Source organism: Altererythrobacter sp. MTPC7 (assembly GCF_042851395.1).
Classification (GTDB): Bacteria; Pseudomonadota; Alphaproteobacteria; order Sphingomonadales; family Sphingomonadaceae; genus CAJXSN01.
This window is the reverse complement of record NZ_BTGS01000001.1, coordinates 212,334-226,624: the sequence shown is the minus strand read 5'-3', so window position 1 is coordinate 226,624 and position 14,291 is coordinate 212,334. Positions and strand designations below refer to the sequence as shown.

Genomic DNA, 14,291 nt, shown 5'->3' with positions numbered 1-14,291 from the left:
TCAGCGCAAAACATCGCGGCACGGGAACGCCCTGCCCCTTGCGACGCTAAGGCCAGAGAATGCCCGACCTCTCCCGCATCCTGAAGGCTGACAAGCCGCTCACGCTTGCCAGCGTGGCCCGCGGGGCGCAGCCGCTGGTCATGGCGGACATGGCGCGCGCGGCAACGGGGCGCGGCGTCTTCATCGCGCCCGACGAAGCGGCCATGCGGTCCGTCGCCGATGCGGCGCGGTTCTTCGCGCCGGAACTGGAAGTGCTGGAATTCCCGGCATGGGACTGCCTGCCCTACGACCGCGCGAGCCCTGCGCTCTCGATAAGCGCCCAGCGGCTCGCCACCCTGCATAGCCTGCAGCGCGGCAAGGTCGGCTCGCAATTGCTCGTCACGACCGTAAATGCGGTCCTGCAACGCGTGCTCACTCCTTTCCGGATCCGGGAAAGCGTGCGGGAGCTGAAGCCCGGCTTCGAAATCGGTCATGAAACCCTGTCCGCACTCCTGCGCAAGCAGGGCTACACCCGGTCCGACACGGTGGTCGATCACGGCGAATACGCAATGCGCGGCTCGATCGTCGACATCTTCCCCTCGGGCCTAGACCAGGGCTTGCGGCTCGACTTCTTCGGTGATGAACTGGAATCGCTGCGCCTGTTCGACCCCGCGACGCAGCGCACCACGGGAACGCTCGACAGCTTCCTGCTGCTGCCGGCCAGCGAAGCGTTGCTCGATGACGAGAGTATCAAGCGTTTCCGAAGCCGGTATCGCGAGAAATTCGGCGCCGCCGCCACGCAGGACCAGCTCTACGAGGCTGTTAGCGAAGGTCGCCGCCAGGCGGGCATGGAGCATTGGCTCCCCCTGTTCGAGGAACGTCTGGTCACGCTGTTCGATCATCTTGGAGACGACGATACCGTCGTCGCGGACAATGCGGTGCTGCAGGCAGGCGACGAGCGTCTTTCCGACATTGCCGATTATCGCGAATCCCGGACCAATGCGACGGGACAGGCCAAGGGCGGCTATCGCCCGCTGGAGACAGGGGCGCTGTATCTCGCAGCGAACGAGTGGCAGCAGGCGCTCGTCAAAACACCGGTCCATCGCAGCGTCATCTTCGCCGAACCCGAAAGCGATGCCGTCGTCGATTTCGGCTTTACCTCCGCCCGGGATTTCGCACCGGAACGGGCGCGCGGCGACAATGTGTACGAGGCCGTATCCAAACATCTCGCCAGCCTGACCAAGGCTGGGAAACGGCCGATCCTCGCCACCTATTCGGAAGGGTCCCGCAGCCGCATCGCTTCCATTCTGTCGGAGGCGGGATCGGAAACGCTGCTTGCGGAAAGCTGGCAGGATGCGCTGGGCAAATCCGCCAAGGGCAAGCCTGTCGCCGTGGTGCTTCCGATCGAAACCGGCTTCGCCAATGACGAGATGCACCTGCTGACGGAGCAGGACATGCTCGGCGACCGGCTGGTGCGCCGCAAGAAGAAGCGCAAGGACAGCGACGCCTTCCTTGCCGAATTGCAGGCCCTGAACCGCGGCGACCTGGTGGTCCATGTGGAGCACGGCATCGGCAAGTATTTGGGGCTGGAACCCATTGCCGCAGGCAAGAGCCAGCACGATTGCGTGATGCTGGAATATGCCGGCGGCGACAAACTCTATATTCCGGTCGAGAATATCGACGTCCTGACCCGATACGGAAGCAGCGAACAGGCGGTACAACTGGACCGCCTGGGCGGCGAGGCATGGCAGCGCCGCCGCGCAAAGCTGCGCGAACGCATCCAGGCGATTGCCGGCGAACTGATGAAGACCGCCGCCGCCCGCGCCCTGCGCAAGGCGCCGGTGCTGGAAGTCGAGGAGGCCGGTTACAACCAGTTCCTCGACCGCTTCCCATGGGAAGAAACGGACGACCAGGAACGCGCGATTGCCGACGTCCTGCGGGACCTGGAGAGCGGGCGCCCGATGGACCGCCTCGTTTGCGGCGATGTCGGGTTCGGGAAGACCGAGGTCGCGCTGAGGGCTGCCTTCGTTGCTGCGATGAACGGCCAGCAGGTCGCCGTGGTCGCCCCGACCACGCTGCTGGCGCGCCAGCATTTCCAGAATTTCTCGGACCGGTTTGCCGGCTTCCCGCTGAAAGTCGGCCGCCTGTCGCGCCTCGTCCCTTCGGCCGAGATGAAGGACACGCGTGAGGGCCTCGCGAGCGGCGACATCGACATCGTCGTGGGCACACACGCTATCCTGTCCAAGTCGACCAGCTTCAAGAACCTCGGCCTCGTCATCGTCGACGAGGAGCAGCGCTTCGGCGTGACCCACAAGGAGAAACTGAAGCAGCTGCGCGCCGACGTGCACATGCTGACCCTGACCGCCACGCCCATCCCGCGGACGCTGCAAATGGCCATGACCGGCCTGCGCGAACTCAGCACCATCCAGACGCCGCCGGTCGACCGTCTCGCGGTGCGGACCTACGTCATGGAATGGGACGACATGGTCATGCGCGAGGCCTTGCTGCGCGAACATCATCGCGGCGGGCAAAGCTTCATCGTGGTACCGCGCATTTCGGACATGGAGCCGCTGGAGGAATGGCTGCGAGAAACCGTGCCCGAGGTGAAGGTCGTGACGGCCCATGGCCAGATGGGGGCAAGCGAGGTCGAAGAACGCATGAGCGCGTTCTACGAGAAGAAATACGACATCCTCCTCTCGACGACCATCGTCGAAAGCGGGCTTGATATTCCCAGCGCCAACACGATCATCATCCACCGCGCAGACCGCTTCGGGCTGGCCCAGCTTTACCAGCTGCGCGGCCGCGTCGGACGGGCCAAGCTGCGCGCCTACGCCTACCTGACCTATGCGCAGGACATGCAGCTGTCGGAAGTGGCGGAGAAACGCCTGAAGGTGCTCGGCGATCTCGACTCCCTGGGCGCAGGGTTCCAGCTTGCCAGCCACGATCTGGACATACGCGGCGCCGGCAATCTGGTCGGGGACGAGCAATCCGGCCATATCCGGGAAGTCGGGTTCGAACTTTACCAGTCGATGCTGGAAGACGCGATCCTGGCGGCCAAGGCCGGCGAAGCCGGGCTGGAGAAGGACACGCGCGACCTCAGCCCGCAGATCACCGTCGATGCCCCTATCATGATCCCGGAAGACTACGTCCCGGACCTTGCCGTGCGCATGGCGCTCTATCGCCGCCTGAACCAGGCGCAGGACAAGGCCGAGATCGAGAGTATGGCAGCAGAGATGATCGACCGGTTCGGCCCCCTCCCCGATGCGACACGGAACCTCGTCCGCCTGCTGGAAATCAAGCATCAGGCGATCGAGGCGAACATTGCGAAGATCGATGTCGGCGCGCGCGGCACGCTGGTCACGTTCCACGAGGACAACTTCCCCGACGGGCCGGGGCTCATCGCCTATGTCGATCGCCTGAAGGGCACGGCGAAGCTGCGTCCCGACATGAAGCTGGTGATCAACCGTGCATGGGGCGATCCGCAGAGCCGCCTGAACGGCCTGTTCCAGTTGACGAAGGGCCTGAGCGGGATCGCCCGCAAGAAGCGCAAGGCGTCTGAAAAAACCGCGGCCTGACCGTAGCGGCTATCGGCGAACGAGAGCCAGGAAGTCGTCCGGCCTGATCGGCCGGCTCTTCAGAAATCCCTGGTAGATCGCACAGCCTTCCCGCTCGGCGATGGCGCGCTTGTCCGCGCTATCGATCCCTTCCGCGACGACGGTCAGATCGAGCGCGCGCGCCATGGCGATGATGGCTTTGAGGACCTCTACATCGCGAGGATCGTCGGCGATCCCGTCCACCATTGCGCGGTCCAGCTTCAACAATCGCAAGGGCAGGACTTTCAGGTACCGGAAGTTACAGAAACCCGCCCCGAAATCATCCAGCGCGATCGCGATTCCCGCAGCATGGAGCCGGGCCAGGACCTTCGCCGCTGCATCCACGTCGCCCAGCAGGACCTGCTCGGTGATTTCCAGCGTCAACCGCGACCGCTCCAGGCCGGTCTTCGCAACCAGCGTGAGAAACTCCGATGCGAAACCGGCGGCAGCCACGTCGGACGGCGTCACGTTGAGCGAGAGCTTCATCGCCTCCGGCCAGCGGCCCGCGTGTTCCAGCGCGCGCTCGGCGACATGGCGCGACAGGGCCGAGGTCTGGTCCGCGCGCTGCGCAATGGCAAACAGCGTCCCCGCACCGATCTGACCGAGCGCCGGATGATTCCAGCGCGCGAGCGCCTCCGCCCCGACCAGCCTGTCGTCGGGCAGGGAATATTGCGGCTGGAAGCGAAGCTCTATCTCGTCGCGAGCCATCGCGCCGATCAGGTCCGCTTCGAGCTGCGCGCCGCTGATGCCGATGGGGACGTGCGACCGGTCGATCCACGTGATGCGGCGTCCGGGATCACCCTTCATCTGCCCGAGAGCTTCCGCGAGCCGGTCCAGGACTGCCTGTGCATCCTCGCCGCCCGCCGCGCGGATCAGGGCGATGCGTGGCCAAAGACGCAGGCTCACATCCGCCTCGACCGCAGCAATCGGCAGCGCGACCGCATCGGCCAGTGCCTCGCCAAGCCATTGCCAGCGCTCGCGCGTGCATTCTTCCCACAGGGCGAGAAGGAACTTTCCGCCGCCGAGCCGCGCGGCGATCCAGTTGGACAGCTCGAACTCGTCTTCTGCAAAGTGCACGAGGCGGCGCGCGATCTCGGCGAGCGCTCCGTCACCTGCCGCTTCGCCATATGCGAGATTGACGGTTTCGAAGCGCCCCAGGCTCAGGACCATCGCGTGAACGGGCGGCCCCGATCCCGCCAGCCATTCGTCGAGCCGCGCCAGCGACGCCGCCCGGCCGGGCAGGCCTGTCAGCATATCTCTTTCGATTGCGGCCATCTCGTTCATCTGCCTAGCCCTAGCGACGGTCCGCCGGCAAATCTCTGGTCTTTGACGCGGGCGTCATCTTATGGGACGGCGCAACAGATTTTGGAATTCGGAGAGAGAGATGAGCGGTTCGCACGAGTTTACACGGCTGGCACTGCTTGCCGTGGATTCCGAGCGTGCGCGCGAGGCGGCTTCGGAGCTTTCCGGGATATACGATTTCGTGACCCCGGACGAAGCCGATGCGATCGTCGTGCTGGGCGGCGACGGCTTCATGCTGCAAACGCTGCACCAGATGCTCGATGCAGGCGATGTGAAGCCGGTATACGGCATCAACATGGGCACAGTCGGGTTCCTGATGAACAAGTCCCGCAAGCGCCCGGACCTGCTCGCCGCGGTGAACAGGGCAAGCGCACGCGCAATCGCGCCATTGCGCATGGAGGCCACCGGTCAGGACGGCAGCATACAGACCCGCTTCGCGATCAACGAAGTCTCGCTGCTGCGCGAAACGCGCCAGACCGCGAAGATCGAGGTCGAGGTCAGCGGCAAGGTCCGGATACAGGAACTGGTTTGCGACGGAGTGCTCGTCGCGACGCCCGCAGGTTCGACAGCCTACAACCTCTCGGCCAACGGCCCGATCCTGCCGCTTGATTCCCAGCTCATCGCCCTCACCCCCATCAGCGCCTTCAGGCCCCGCAGGTGGCGCGGGGCCGTGCTGCCGGAACGCAATGACGTGATCTTCCGGGTCAGGGAACCGGACAAACGCCCGGTTGCCGTGGTAGCAGACCAGACGGAGTTTCGCGACGTGGCACAGGTGTGCATTTCTATTTCGCGAGAGCAGGAACTGACCTTGCTGTTCGACCGCGGACACTCTCTCGACGAACGGATCGTCGCGGAGCAATTCGTGACCTGAACGCCGCACCCGGAGCATCCACGAAAACAAGTGCATTTTCCCGGCAAAGCCCCCTTGCCAAAGGAATCCCCGCCCCATATAGGCCCCGTCTGCCTGTCGGGCTGCTCCCCGATAGCTCAGCGGTAGAGTAGGTGACTGTTAATCACTTGGTCGTTGGTTCGAATCCAACTCGGGGAGCCATTTTCAACATTTTATGACGAAAAGTCAGTGCGTTAGATGGCTTGGCGCGCCGCGCCCCACAAAGCGCCCCACATCTCGCTAAGCGGTTAAGCCGGAACTTCCTCTAGTGTCGCGCCGCATCTGATTGCCTCGCGCGCAACGGCCCGAGCGGCGCGATCGGCGTCGTCTCGATAGACGAACAGATCGTCCATATCGCGATAAAGGTCATCTGAGCCGCCTTTTGCCAGTACGTACAGCGTCACAAACGATGGACCGACCGACAGGTATGGACGGCCCAGCACATCGCGCCGAATCGTCTCGCGCCTTTCGTCCGGATCGAACTCCAAATGATCGGCGTCGAACAACGCGCCCATGTCGCGCGCTTTGCCGAACCGTCGCCACGACCCGAGCGTTCGCTTGAATTGGGCACGGGACAGGCGCCAAACGCCCGAGCCGGGCTTTACAATTAGGACCATCGCCGGTTCGCTCACCATCGCTGCCCACATCACCGGTCCCCTTCCCTAAATCGATCCCATGCAGCCGCTGCATCGTTGTCCGTGTGCCGATCGGTGATGACGGGCGGGTCGACTAATCCTAACGCCTCGCGCAACTGGCGGGGCATCTCTGGAATTGCTGCGGTCGGATCATTTTCCAAATGCGCTTCGTACCAACTGCCGGGTTTTTCGAACCGGGCAATTATCCGCGCGCTTTCCTGTCGATGAATAGCGAGCGCGGCTTTCATCGCATCCGGCAGTCGATATTCGCGACGTGCCATGCTGCCCGGCGGAAGCAATCGGTCGACGATCCGATCCATGCGGCTGTCGATCGATCGGCGCGACATTTAGGACCGCCCCTGTGCGGTCAGCAACGCTTCGATCTCATCTAGGCGCGCGCGCATCTCGTCTACGCCCGCCGCTTCCTTCAGCGTCTTTACAGCCTGAGCCAATCGATTGGATTCTTGAACGGTCAGTTCACCCTCTCCGATCGCATCGGCAATTTCGTGCGGTTCCGCTGCCACGTCGACCACGCGCTCCGATGGCAGGAAGCGTGCCAACACAAAGGTCGCGGCTTTCAACTCGCCTTCATCCAGCTTGCGTTCGAGCGTTGCCATCGCCTTGTCGGTCAATCCGCCCAATCGATCTAGGACGGCCTTATTGAATCGATGGCGAGCGCCTTTTGGCTTGCCGGGATTGCCAGGACCGAACGTCCCATCGGGTTTGCGCCAAGGCTCCGATTTAGTCCGTTCGAGTTCGGTTGATTGTGTCATTGTCACCTCACACGAATTTGACGGTACAATCGAACCGACGCAGCCATGCGACCAAAGCCGCCGTCTCGATCTCCCCCGCGATGGACCGGGGAAACCGGCGGTTCCTGCGGAGCATGTGCGCGCGTTGTCGGGAGATATTGAGCGAACGGTACACCTCGCCAGCCGGTAGCGTCGGAGCGGTCCGCAAATAAACTGTCTGGCCGGCAAACCGCATCGGTCTAGCCATCTGCCCGTCCAATAACGCTATCGAGCACTTGCTCTGCGCTCTGATCGAAAATGGCCGCGATGAACGCGATCATGCTTTGCGCCACACGCTCATAGTCATCTGCTGCTGCCACCTTGGCCTTGTGCCGATCGACCGCTTCCGTCGCCTCTGCCAGCGTGGCGGCGCGATCGCTACCCGTGGCGATGATCCGGTCCAAGGTCGGTTGAGCGGGGTTGCTGGCAGCGATGGCCGCGCGTTCAATATGGTTCTCCACCATATATCTTTGCATGGCCAGATCGAACATATCCGGCTGCATCGGCACTTTGTTACCGGTGCCGACAATGGCAATCAGTTCGGGAAGCGTAGCGTCTTGGATGAAGCGCGCCTGTTGGCCCGGATCCATCGAACGGACGGCTGAGCGAATTTCGACAGCTTCCGCCGCGTCGATTTCAATCGCCGGTTCCTTAGCGCGCAGATCGGCCGCGATCGCCCGGCTCGCCTCGTCTCGCGCGTCGTCGATCGCTTGACCCGCCGCCCGATAAATCGTCGGACCCATGCCTTCGCGACGCATCGCCGGGATCCGATCCTCCAGATAATCGCCGTGCAGTTCTGCTTCGCGCTTTACCAGATTGTCGAAATTGCTGCGGAGCGTGGGGCTACCCAATCCTGGCATTTCGTCCGGTGAGTGGAAGGACGCGGCAGCGTACGAATAGACCGGACCGCGTGGTGTTTCTTGACGTGTAACTTGAGCCATAATGTCAATTCTCCTGCTAATAGGACGACATCATGAATGCCCATAATTACATGTCAAGACGAAAATCGTCATTTTATAAATCGTTCATAGCGGTAAGTTTGTGCATTATTTCATAAACCGTCAGTAATCACAATCGTATTGCATACAATTACTGCAACTTATCCGTCATTGGAACGAACGGAACGCTTTTCCATATGTTTACCCATAGAGTCAGGGTGCACTCCCAAACAATGCCGGGGCGTGGCGGATTTTACGTTCCGTTCGTTCCAATATCGGGCTTCCACCGCAGGCCCGTGATCCACGTCCCGTCATTGTGTTTGCTGCTAAAACCCTGTCCCCGGATGCGCTTGCCGAATTGGACCTTCCCGACGATGTTGCGGACGCCTGATCGCCGCGCCCATATCTCGAAATTGAGATAAAGGTCGGCCAACGTGATCTCGCCAGCCGGGTCCATCTCGCAACGCTCGGCAATGAAGGAACGGACCTGATCGGCCTCGCGCCGCCATTCCTCTCTTGCTGCAATGGACGATGGCGGTAGCGTGAAGCCGTGCCGCGATGCGTGGGCGTAGTAATGCAGCGCAAGGTTCAAGATGCCCGGCAATTCGGCGATCAGCTTGTCGGCTAGCTGCTCGTCCTGCTCGTGCTCGCCAAATTGCCGATTGAACGGCACAATCACCGCCCGACGATACAGGCCATCGGAAAAGTCGCGCGTGTGCGGCATGTGGTTCGTACCGAACCAGCACGTCGCGAATGCCCGCATGTCGAACGGGTCGCGGTTCTTTCGCTCTACGGTGCTAATCTCGCTCGAGACGATCGCCTTCAATTCATCGTCTGCGATCACCTTCCCCTCGGGCAATTCGCTAACGATGTTGGCCAGCTTCATATGCAAGTGCGCGCGTTGCCACTTATTGTCGAATTGCGACGGCTTCACGCCCGCTACGTTGTCCCGCCCGACCAGCGCCTCAATCACCCGCAACAGGACCGACTTGCCGTTCGCACCATTGCCGATCAACAGGACGAATTTCTCGTGCCTGGCATGTGCCATTAGTGTGTAGCCGATCAGGGCGAGCACCACGGCGACTTTTGCGTCCCGATCGGAATCGTCTCGGAACACGTCATAGAGGAATTGCCAGAAAAGCGGCGCCTGAGCCGTCGGATCGTATCGCACGGGGACAAGCGTGGTCCTGTAGTGCTCGCGCCGGTGCGGTTGCTGGATCCATCCACGGGCGGTCAATTCCAGTTCGCCGGTCAGCGTATTCACCACCTCGGGATTGCCAATGTTGAACCGATGATCGGGCCGGAACGCTTCTTTGCGGATCAGCCCGGTAACGCTTTCGACAAGCGCGTTCGTGATCTTTTCGTTGCTCGCACTGAGCGTGGCGATCACCTCTTGCGAGACCGCGATATCGTCGCGCCTTCGCCATACGGTGCCTTCCCATCGCCAAAGATAGGACTCGGCAAACAGGATGTTCTCAGGACCGATTGCCTTGATCGTTTTGCGGGCATGGGCAAGGTGATCGTCACCGCGCCTGCTACTCTTCGCCGCCTCGCTTCGCAGCGCGCCGATCGACATGCCTGTCACGTTCTTCATGAAGGCGAGCACGGACTCGCATTCGATCGCCGACAACGTGCCGGCCGCCGCTGCGATGGCGCACAAGCGCGCGGAACGGTCCGGTTCGGTTGCCGGTGCGCTCACAACCGCCTTTTGCAATGTGGCGACCGTGATTTCGGACGATGATTGCGGGACGCCCTCCCCCGTGGTAAGTTCTGTCATCACACGATCCCAGCCCGGCAGCCGCGCCAACGGCGAGCCGGGCTTTTTCATATCAAGCGCATGCGCGCTCGCGCGTGGCCAGCCATTGATCCACCTCGTCCGCGCGCCAGCGAGCGCAACCAGGTGACAGCTTGATCGGTTTCGGGAATTGCGGGTCGCTGCGCGTGTAGCGCCAAACTGTGGCCCGAGAGATAGTCAGCTTTTCAGCGACCTGATCGACAGTCTGCAGCATTATTCGTCACCTCAATTGCGTTAGGTGACGCTCAATTTAACCAGATTGCGACCGGATGCGACAGTTTCGCGGTTGGAATACTCTATCCGCTCATTCAGGTTCGCAAGGCAAATTCTCCAGCACGGCCCGGTTTGCTGAATCCACCCGCTCCCGGATCGCCGTCGCTTCGGCATGGGGATCGATGATCGCGCGCAGGACAAGATGAGGGTCCGGCGCGCGCTGGAGAGTGGAGCGCAATGGGCGAACCCAATCCAGTATCGTGGTTCGATCCATGCCGGTTTCCGTTGTAAGTTCGGCCATCACTGACTCATTGGATCCCCCTGCAAGGTAGCGTGCGGCATAGGAGCGTTGTTCGACTGGCGAGAACGCGCCGCCCCTTCCGCTCACGGGCCGCAACTCGCCACGGTCCAACTGATCCAGCGTCTCGCGCTCGCTAGGTCCAAGCGTGGTTCCGTACTGCAACATCGCGTCCAGCACGGTCAGCAACTCACGCTCGCCTTGCGTAAGCAATCTGCTGCGAACGATCACGTCCAGCGGTTCGGACCAACCTTTCGCAGCTGCCCTTAAAGCGCGCAGGAATGTCCCTTCCAGCCGCTCGCATCGACCGCTTGATGCAGCGGCCCGGACAGCACGGAGGAAGGTTAGGTCCATTATCATGTGCGGCTCGCGTTGCCTCTAATTCAGTTAGACTTCGTGAAGGTGAGTCAGTAGGCTGCCGCAGTCAATCTCTTTTGGATTGAATCGTTGTCATGGGAGTTCGAAACTTGGCAAATGCATTTAAAAAGGGTGATATAGTCGCACTCAAATCAGGTGGCGTCCCGATGACAGTAGACCTTTGTCCATTCGATGACGGACCACGAACTTCACACCAAAAGCATCTTTATCGATGCGTTTGGCAGAAAGGCGCAAATCCTGAGTTTGAGTACTACGGCGAGCACGTCTTAAAGACCTACGAACCTCCGAAAAAATGATGACCTCCGATCAAGCCGCACAATGGATGGAAGAGCAATATCTACTTTTCAATCATGTTTTGTATCAGGACTACGTGGCGTCCTGCCTTCTTCATGCTGAGAGCGGACAGACGTACTTCGATAAATCTGCAAACCTGTGTGTTGCGAAAGATGCTTTGAAACAGTTTCGTAAGCGTCTGCCTGACATTGTGTATGATCGGCGGGAAAAGTGTTGGCGTGACCGACTTGAAAGCGATCAGCCGGGCCGACAGCAATAGCGCCGATCATGCCACGCCCCGCGCCATAGGCACTACGTTGCCGTCCGACGCGCGACCGCTGCACCAATCCGACCATGCTTGCATAATAGGACGGCGTTCGTCCAACGCATCGCCGCGATCATAGGCTTGTTCGGTCTTTGATCCGATTTTATGCGCCAATGCAGTTTCGATCAGGTCGCGCGAAAACTTGCCCTTGCCCCACGTCTTGAACGATGCGCGCAGCCCATGCGGCACCGCTGGCAGACCTGAGTCCTTGTCAACGAATCCCGCGCTGTCCTTTTCGTGGATCGTCCGCATCGCTTTGCCGATTGCAGCGTTCGTCAATTCCTTATCGCGCGGCGATGGGAACAACAGATCTACGCCCTCGCGCCGCTCCAGCCCGTCGATTAGCGCCAACGCAGCGTCGGATAGCGGGACACGGTGCTCGCGACGATCCTTTGCCCTGCCCTTCATGCGAGCCGCCGGTATCGTCCACACCCGCGCCTCGCGGTCGATCTCGCTCCACGTCGCACCTGCTACGTTGTCGACCCGTACTGCGGTCAAAGCGAGGAAGCGAAGCGCGACAGCCGCCATACCGTCCTGATCGGCCGCAGCGGCTAACCACGCGGCCATGCGGTCGACAGGGACATGGGGACGGCTTGTGACAATTGCGCCGCCCTGATCGTCGATCCATTGTTTGAGCGCCCCCTTGGACGCGGGATTGGCAGCATCCTGCCGGTGTCCTGCATCGATAGCCCATGCCAATACGGACTCGATGCGACCGCGCACCTTCACCGCCGTTGCGTTCTTGTCCTGCCAGATCGGTTCCAGCACCCGCTTCACGTCTGGCAGGCCTATATCGTCGACCAGCATCTTTCCGATCACGGGGACCGCATACGTTTCCAGCGTAGTCCGCCATTCGTCGCGCTGCCAATCGTGGCGCAGCTTCGCCATGCGGCCCGTTTCCATGTAGCGGTCGACCGCTTGGGCAAATGTCAGGTCGCGCATCTGCTTTGCGATCAGCGCCGCTCGGGCTTCGCGCTTTTCAGCGACAGGATCGCGTCCCGAACTGATGGCATCTCGTATCTCGCGCGCATCCTCGTGCGCCTTGGCGAGCGGGACGGCTGGATAGCTGCCCAATCCCATGTCGCGCCGCTTCGTCCCGACCTTCACGCGCAGCACCCATGATCGTCCGCCGCCCGCCGTAGTCTGCAAGCATAGCCCTGGCACGGTCCCGACAGGGTGCAGGTGTTTGGACGACTTTCCCTTGGGATGCGACAAGCGGGACACTTCAAGGGCAGCGAGCGGTTTTGCTATCTTTGGCATCTGCCCCACATAGCGCCCCACAAAATAATTGCGACTAATTTGTGGAGTGTAACCACGATTGCGACAGGTTTTGGAGCCGGGCGATTATCGGACGAATTGCGTCAGATCGGCACGATATACCTGTTTTCATTCGGATAATTATGCGCGACTCATCTTGGAGCGACACTCATAGTCCGATCGCGAAGGGGGCCGGGGGGGTCATCTGACAACCGCTGAAACACCCCCATGCCTCAAACTCGGGGAGCCACTTTTTCCAGCCTTCTGAACAGCGATCCCTGCGCGATGCGGTTTCGCCGACCGGCGGAAGCTCTTCCCCTCTTAATACGGCCCGTGTGTAGCGCGGATATCCAGCCTTCTTTGCATCTCCTGGTTGTGTCTCTGCGACCACCCGGCGTCGCAAAGAGGTAAGCTACAGAAATAAAACTGATTCTTATCATATGTGGTTTTTACGGCCGCCTATGACAGCTACAGCGTGCCCATAAAACAAAACGAAAAAGAACCGGGTATCGCATGACAGACATAGGACGGCGCGAGCTTGCTCGCGAGCCGATCAGCCTATGGGGTTCCTATCGAAATGGACGGGGAAACCCCCGCGATGTCCATTTCAAGGATCTGAACCTCCAGGGTTGCCAGTTTTTCGACAAGTTCTGCCGGCTGGAAGTGGGTGAGAACCTTCTTCTCACGCTTGGCAGCGTTGGCCCGATTGCGGCGATCGTACGCTGGACCAACCAGTTCCATGTCGGGGTCGAATTTCGCGACGCGATCCACGTGGCAGTGTTCGACCATTTGAAGCGGTCGCAGTCCGAAACGGCAGAGAACTCGCTCGGCGGTGGTCTCAGCAACTGGTAACGCTCTGCATGGCGCCCGGCCTACCCTGCAAGAAGAAGCCGTGCGCCCACCCACATCGTGAGAATGGCTGTCAGGGCGCGGATCGCGGTGGCCGGGAACAGGCGAAGGGCCAGCAGGCTGCCGATCTGCCCGCCCACGACCACCGCGACCATCAGGGGTAGCCCGAACCCCGCAGCCTCCACCAGCAATGCGGTCCCGTTTTTCAGGAGCTGGCCGGCAAGTCCGAAAGCCGAATTGACGAGAATGAAGAGGCTGGCCGTCGCGGCAATCGCCCGCGCCGAATTCCAGCGAACGAGGTGCAATAGCGGCGCGAGAAAAATTCCTCCTCCGATACCGACGAGACCGGAAAGGTAGCCGAGCGGGATTGCTGCAAGCGGGACGAACCGACCGATCTTTGTTGCCTCTCCATCGGTGTCGCTTCGTGGGACGAACAAAAGCAGCCCCGCGAAGATCAGGCTCACCCCGAGCAGCAGGAAAAATGCCCCTTCTTGGATCGGCGTCAGTCCACCGAGAAACGCCGCGGGAGCGGCCAGGCCCGTCAGCAGCAGTGCGCCCTTCCACGGTGTTATTTTTGCACGAGCAAAACGTATTGAACTGCCGACAACCACGACAAGGTTGCACAGCAGGGAAAGGACCGGAAGCAGCCGGAAATCGAAACCTGCCAGTGCAAGCAGCGCGCTATAGGTCGAGCCTCCACCGAAGCCGACGGATGCATACAGCAGGGCCGTCAGGAAGAAAGCAGCGGCGAGCCAGAGCATCGTCCGGCCCTACCG

At 61.2% G+C, this 14,291-nt stretch carries 15 protein-coding genes and 1 tRNA gene; 6 read left to right on the top strand and 10 right to left on the bottom strand.

Going from position 1 to position 14,291, the window contains the following annotated elements:
• Positions 1 to 59: 59 nt before the first annotated feature.
• Complete coding sequence (gene mfd, locus ACGHJ7_RS01110; protein ID WP_390473865.1) at positions 60 to 3,554, top strand: transcription-repair coupling factor; 3,495 nt, start codon at positions 60 to 62, stop codon at positions 3,552 to 3,554.
• 9 nt (positions 3,555 to 3,563) lie between these two features.
• On the opposite strand, the gene ACGHJ7_RS01105 is transcribed toward mfd, so the two are convergent.
• Positions 3,564 to 4,856 carry an EAL domain-containing protein gene (locus tag ACGHJ7_RS01105; protein WP_390473863.1) on the bottom strand — a complete coding sequence of 431 codons (1,293 nt, stop codon included), beginning with the start codon at positions 4,854 to 4,856 and terminating at the stop codon, positions 3,564 to 3,566.
• 100 nt (positions 4,857 to 4,956) lie between these two features.
• Here ACGHJ7_RS01105 and ACGHJ7_RS01100 point away from each other — a divergent pair, with 100 nt between their 5' ends.
• On the top strand, positions 4,957 to 5,745 hold the full coding sequence (locus tag ACGHJ7_RS01100; protein ID WP_390473861.1) for an NAD kinase: 789 nt from the start codon (positions 4,957 to 4,959) through the stop codon (positions 5,743 to 5,745).
• 105 nt (positions 5,746 to 5,850) lie between these two features.
• Positions 5,851 to 5,925 (top strand) — tRNA-Asn (locus ACGHJ7_RS01095).
• An 86-nt stretch (positions 5,926 to 6,011) separates the two neighbouring features.
• Here the strand turns inward: ACGHJ7_RS01095 and ACGHJ7_RS01090 are convergent.
• From ACGHJ7_RS01090 to ACGHJ7_RS01060, 7 genes are all read right to left on the bottom strand, one after another.
• Complete coding sequence (locus ACGHJ7_RS01090; protein WP_390473859.1) at positions 6,012 to 6,410, bottom strand: hypothetical protein; 399 nt, start codon at positions 6,408 to 6,410, stop codon at positions 6,012 to 6,014.
• Positions 6,410 to 6,745, bottom strand: a complete 336-nt coding sequence (locus ACGHJ7_RS01085) for a hypothetical protein (RefSeq protein WP_390473858.1) — start codon at positions 6,743 to 6,745, stop codon at positions 6,410 to 6,412. The genes ACGHJ7_RS01090 and ACGHJ7_RS01085 overlap by 1 nt, the downstream gene beginning before the upstream one ends.
• Positions 6,746 to 7,171, bottom strand: coding sequence for a hypothetical protein (locus ACGHJ7_RS01080; protein ID WP_390473856.1), 426 nt, complete (start codon positions 7,169 to 7,171; stop codon positions 6,746 to 6,748).
• A gap of 218 nt (positions 7,172 to 7,389) precedes the next feature.
• Entirely contained in the window at positions 7,390 to 8,130 is a 741-nt protein-coding gene (locus ACGHJ7_RS01075) for a hypothetical protein (protein ID WP_390473854.1), read from the bottom strand.
• Between the two features lie 250 nt (positions 8,131 to 8,380).
• A complete protein-coding gene (locus ACGHJ7_RS01070; RefSeq protein ID WP_390473852.1) occupies positions 8,381 to 9,904 on the bottom strand; it encodes a phage/plasmid primase, P4 family in 1,524 nt (507 codons plus the stop codon).
• Positions 9,905 to 9,956: 52 nt separating this feature from the next.
• On the bottom strand, positions 9,957 to 10,136 hold the full coding sequence (locus ACGHJ7_RS01065; protein WP_390473850.1) for a helix-turn-helix transcriptional regulator: 180 nt from the start codon (positions 10,134 to 10,136) through the stop codon (positions 9,957 to 9,959).
• A 90-nt stretch (positions 10,137 to 10,226) separates the two neighbouring features.
• Entirely contained in the window at positions 10,227 to 10,622 is a 396-nt protein-coding gene (locus ACGHJ7_RS01060; RefSeq protein ID WP_390473849.1) for a hypothetical protein, read from the bottom strand.
• A gap of 263 nt (positions 10,623 to 10,885) precedes the next feature.
• Between ACGHJ7_RS01060 and ACGHJ7_RS01055 the strand changes: the two genes are divergently transcribed.
• Positions 10,886 to 11,107: a DUF2158 domain-containing protein gene (locus ACGHJ7_RS01055; protein ID WP_390473847.1), complete on the top strand. Its 222-nt coding sequence runs from the start codon at positions 10,886 to 10,888 to the stop codon at positions 11,105 to 11,107.
• The gene (locus tag ACGHJ7_RS01050; protein WP_390473845.1) at positions 11,104 to 11,364 is read left to right on the top strand and encodes a DUF6953 family protein; all 261 of its coding nucleotides are present in this window, start codon (positions 11,104 to 11,106) and stop codon (positions 11,362 to 11,364) included. Before ACGHJ7_RS01055 ends, ACGHJ7_RS01050 begins: the two co-directional genes overlap by 4 nt.
• A 6-nt stretch (positions 11,365 to 11,370) precedes the next feature.
• Here the strand turns inward: ACGHJ7_RS01050 and ACGHJ7_RS01045 are convergent, their stop codons facing one another.
• A complete protein-coding gene (locus tag ACGHJ7_RS01045) occupies positions 11,371 to 12,669 on the bottom strand; it encodes a tyrosine-type recombinase/integrase (RefSeq protein ID WP_390473843.1) in 1,299 nt (432 codons plus the stop codon).
• A 510-nt stretch (positions 12,670 to 13,179) separates the two neighbouring features.
• Between ACGHJ7_RS01045 and ACGHJ7_RS01040 the strand changes: the two genes are divergently transcribed.
• Complete coding sequence (locus ACGHJ7_RS01040; protein WP_390473841.1) at positions 13,180 to 13,518, top strand: PilZ domain-containing protein; 339 nt, start codon at positions 13,180 to 13,182, stop codon at positions 13,516 to 13,518.
• A gap of 20 nt (positions 13,519 to 13,538) precedes the next feature.
• Here the strand turns inward: ACGHJ7_RS01040 and ACGHJ7_RS01035 are convergent, their stop codons facing one another.
• A complete protein-coding gene (locus ACGHJ7_RS01035; protein WP_390473839.1) occupies positions 13,539 to 14,276 on the bottom strand; it encodes a sulfite exporter TauE/SafE family protein in 738 nt (245 codons plus the stop codon).
• Between the last annotated feature and the right edge of the window lie 15 nt (positions 14,277 to 14,291).

What these genes read in the sequence shown, in the direction of transcription:
- mfd (WP_390473865.1), top strand. Translation starts at nt 60, where the DNA reads ATGCCCGACCTCTCCCGCATCCTGAAGGCTGACAAGCCGCTCACGCTT.
- ACGHJ7_RS01105 (WP_390473863.1), bottom strand. Translation starts at nt 4,856, where the DNA reads ATGAACGAGATGGCCGCAATCGAAAGAGATATGCTGACAGGCCTGCCC.
- ACGHJ7_RS01100 (WP_390473861.1), top strand. Translation starts at nt 4,957, where the DNA reads ATGAGCGGTTCGCACGAGTTTACACGGCTGGCACTGCTTGCCGTGGAT.
- ACGHJ7_RS01090 (WP_390473859.1), bottom strand. Translation starts at nt 6,410, where the DNA reads ATGTGGGCAGCGATGGTGAGCGAACCGGCGATGGTCCTAATTGTAAAG.
- ACGHJ7_RS01085 (WP_390473858.1), bottom strand. Translation starts at nt 6,745, where the DNA reads ATGTCGCGCCGATCGATCGACAGCCGCATGGATCGGATCGTCGACCGA.
- ACGHJ7_RS01080 (WP_390473856.1), bottom strand. Translation starts at nt 7,171, where the DNA reads ATGACACAATCAACCGAACTCGAACGGACTAAATCGGAGCCTTGGCGC.
- ACGHJ7_RS01075 (WP_390473854.1), bottom strand. Translation starts at nt 8,130, where the DNA reads ATGGCTCAAGTTACACGTCAAGAAACACCACGCGGTCCGGTCTATTCG.
- ACGHJ7_RS01070 (WP_390473852.1), bottom strand. Translation starts at nt 9,904, where the DNA reads ATGACAGAACTTACCACGGGGGAGGGCGTCCCGCAATCATCGTCCGAA.
- ACGHJ7_RS01065 (WP_390473850.1), bottom strand. Translation starts at nt 10,136, where the DNA reads ATGCTGCAGACTGTCGATCAGGTCGCTGAAAAGCTGACTATCTCTCGG.
- ACGHJ7_RS01055 (WP_390473847.1), top strand. Translation starts at nt 10,886, where the DNA reads ATGGGAGTTCGAAACTTGGCAAATGCATTTAAAAAGGGTGATATAGTC.
- ACGHJ7_RS01050 (WP_390473845.1), top strand. Translation starts at nt 11,104, where the DNA reads ATGATGACCTCCGATCAAGCCGCACAATGGATGGAAGAGCAATATCTA.
- ACGHJ7_RS01045 (WP_390473843.1), bottom strand. Translation starts at nt 12,669, where the DNA reads ATGCCAAAGATAGCAAAACCGCTCGCTGCCCTTGAAGTGTCCCGCTTG.
- ACGHJ7_RS01040 (WP_390473841.1), top strand. Translation starts at nt 13,180, where the DNA reads ATGACAGACATAGGACGGCGCGAGCTTGCTCGCGAGCCGATCAGCCTA.
- ACGHJ7_RS01035 (WP_390473839.1), bottom strand. Translation starts at nt 14,276, where the DNA reads ATGCTCTGGCTCGCCGCTGCTTTCTTCCTGACGGCCCTGCTGTATGCA.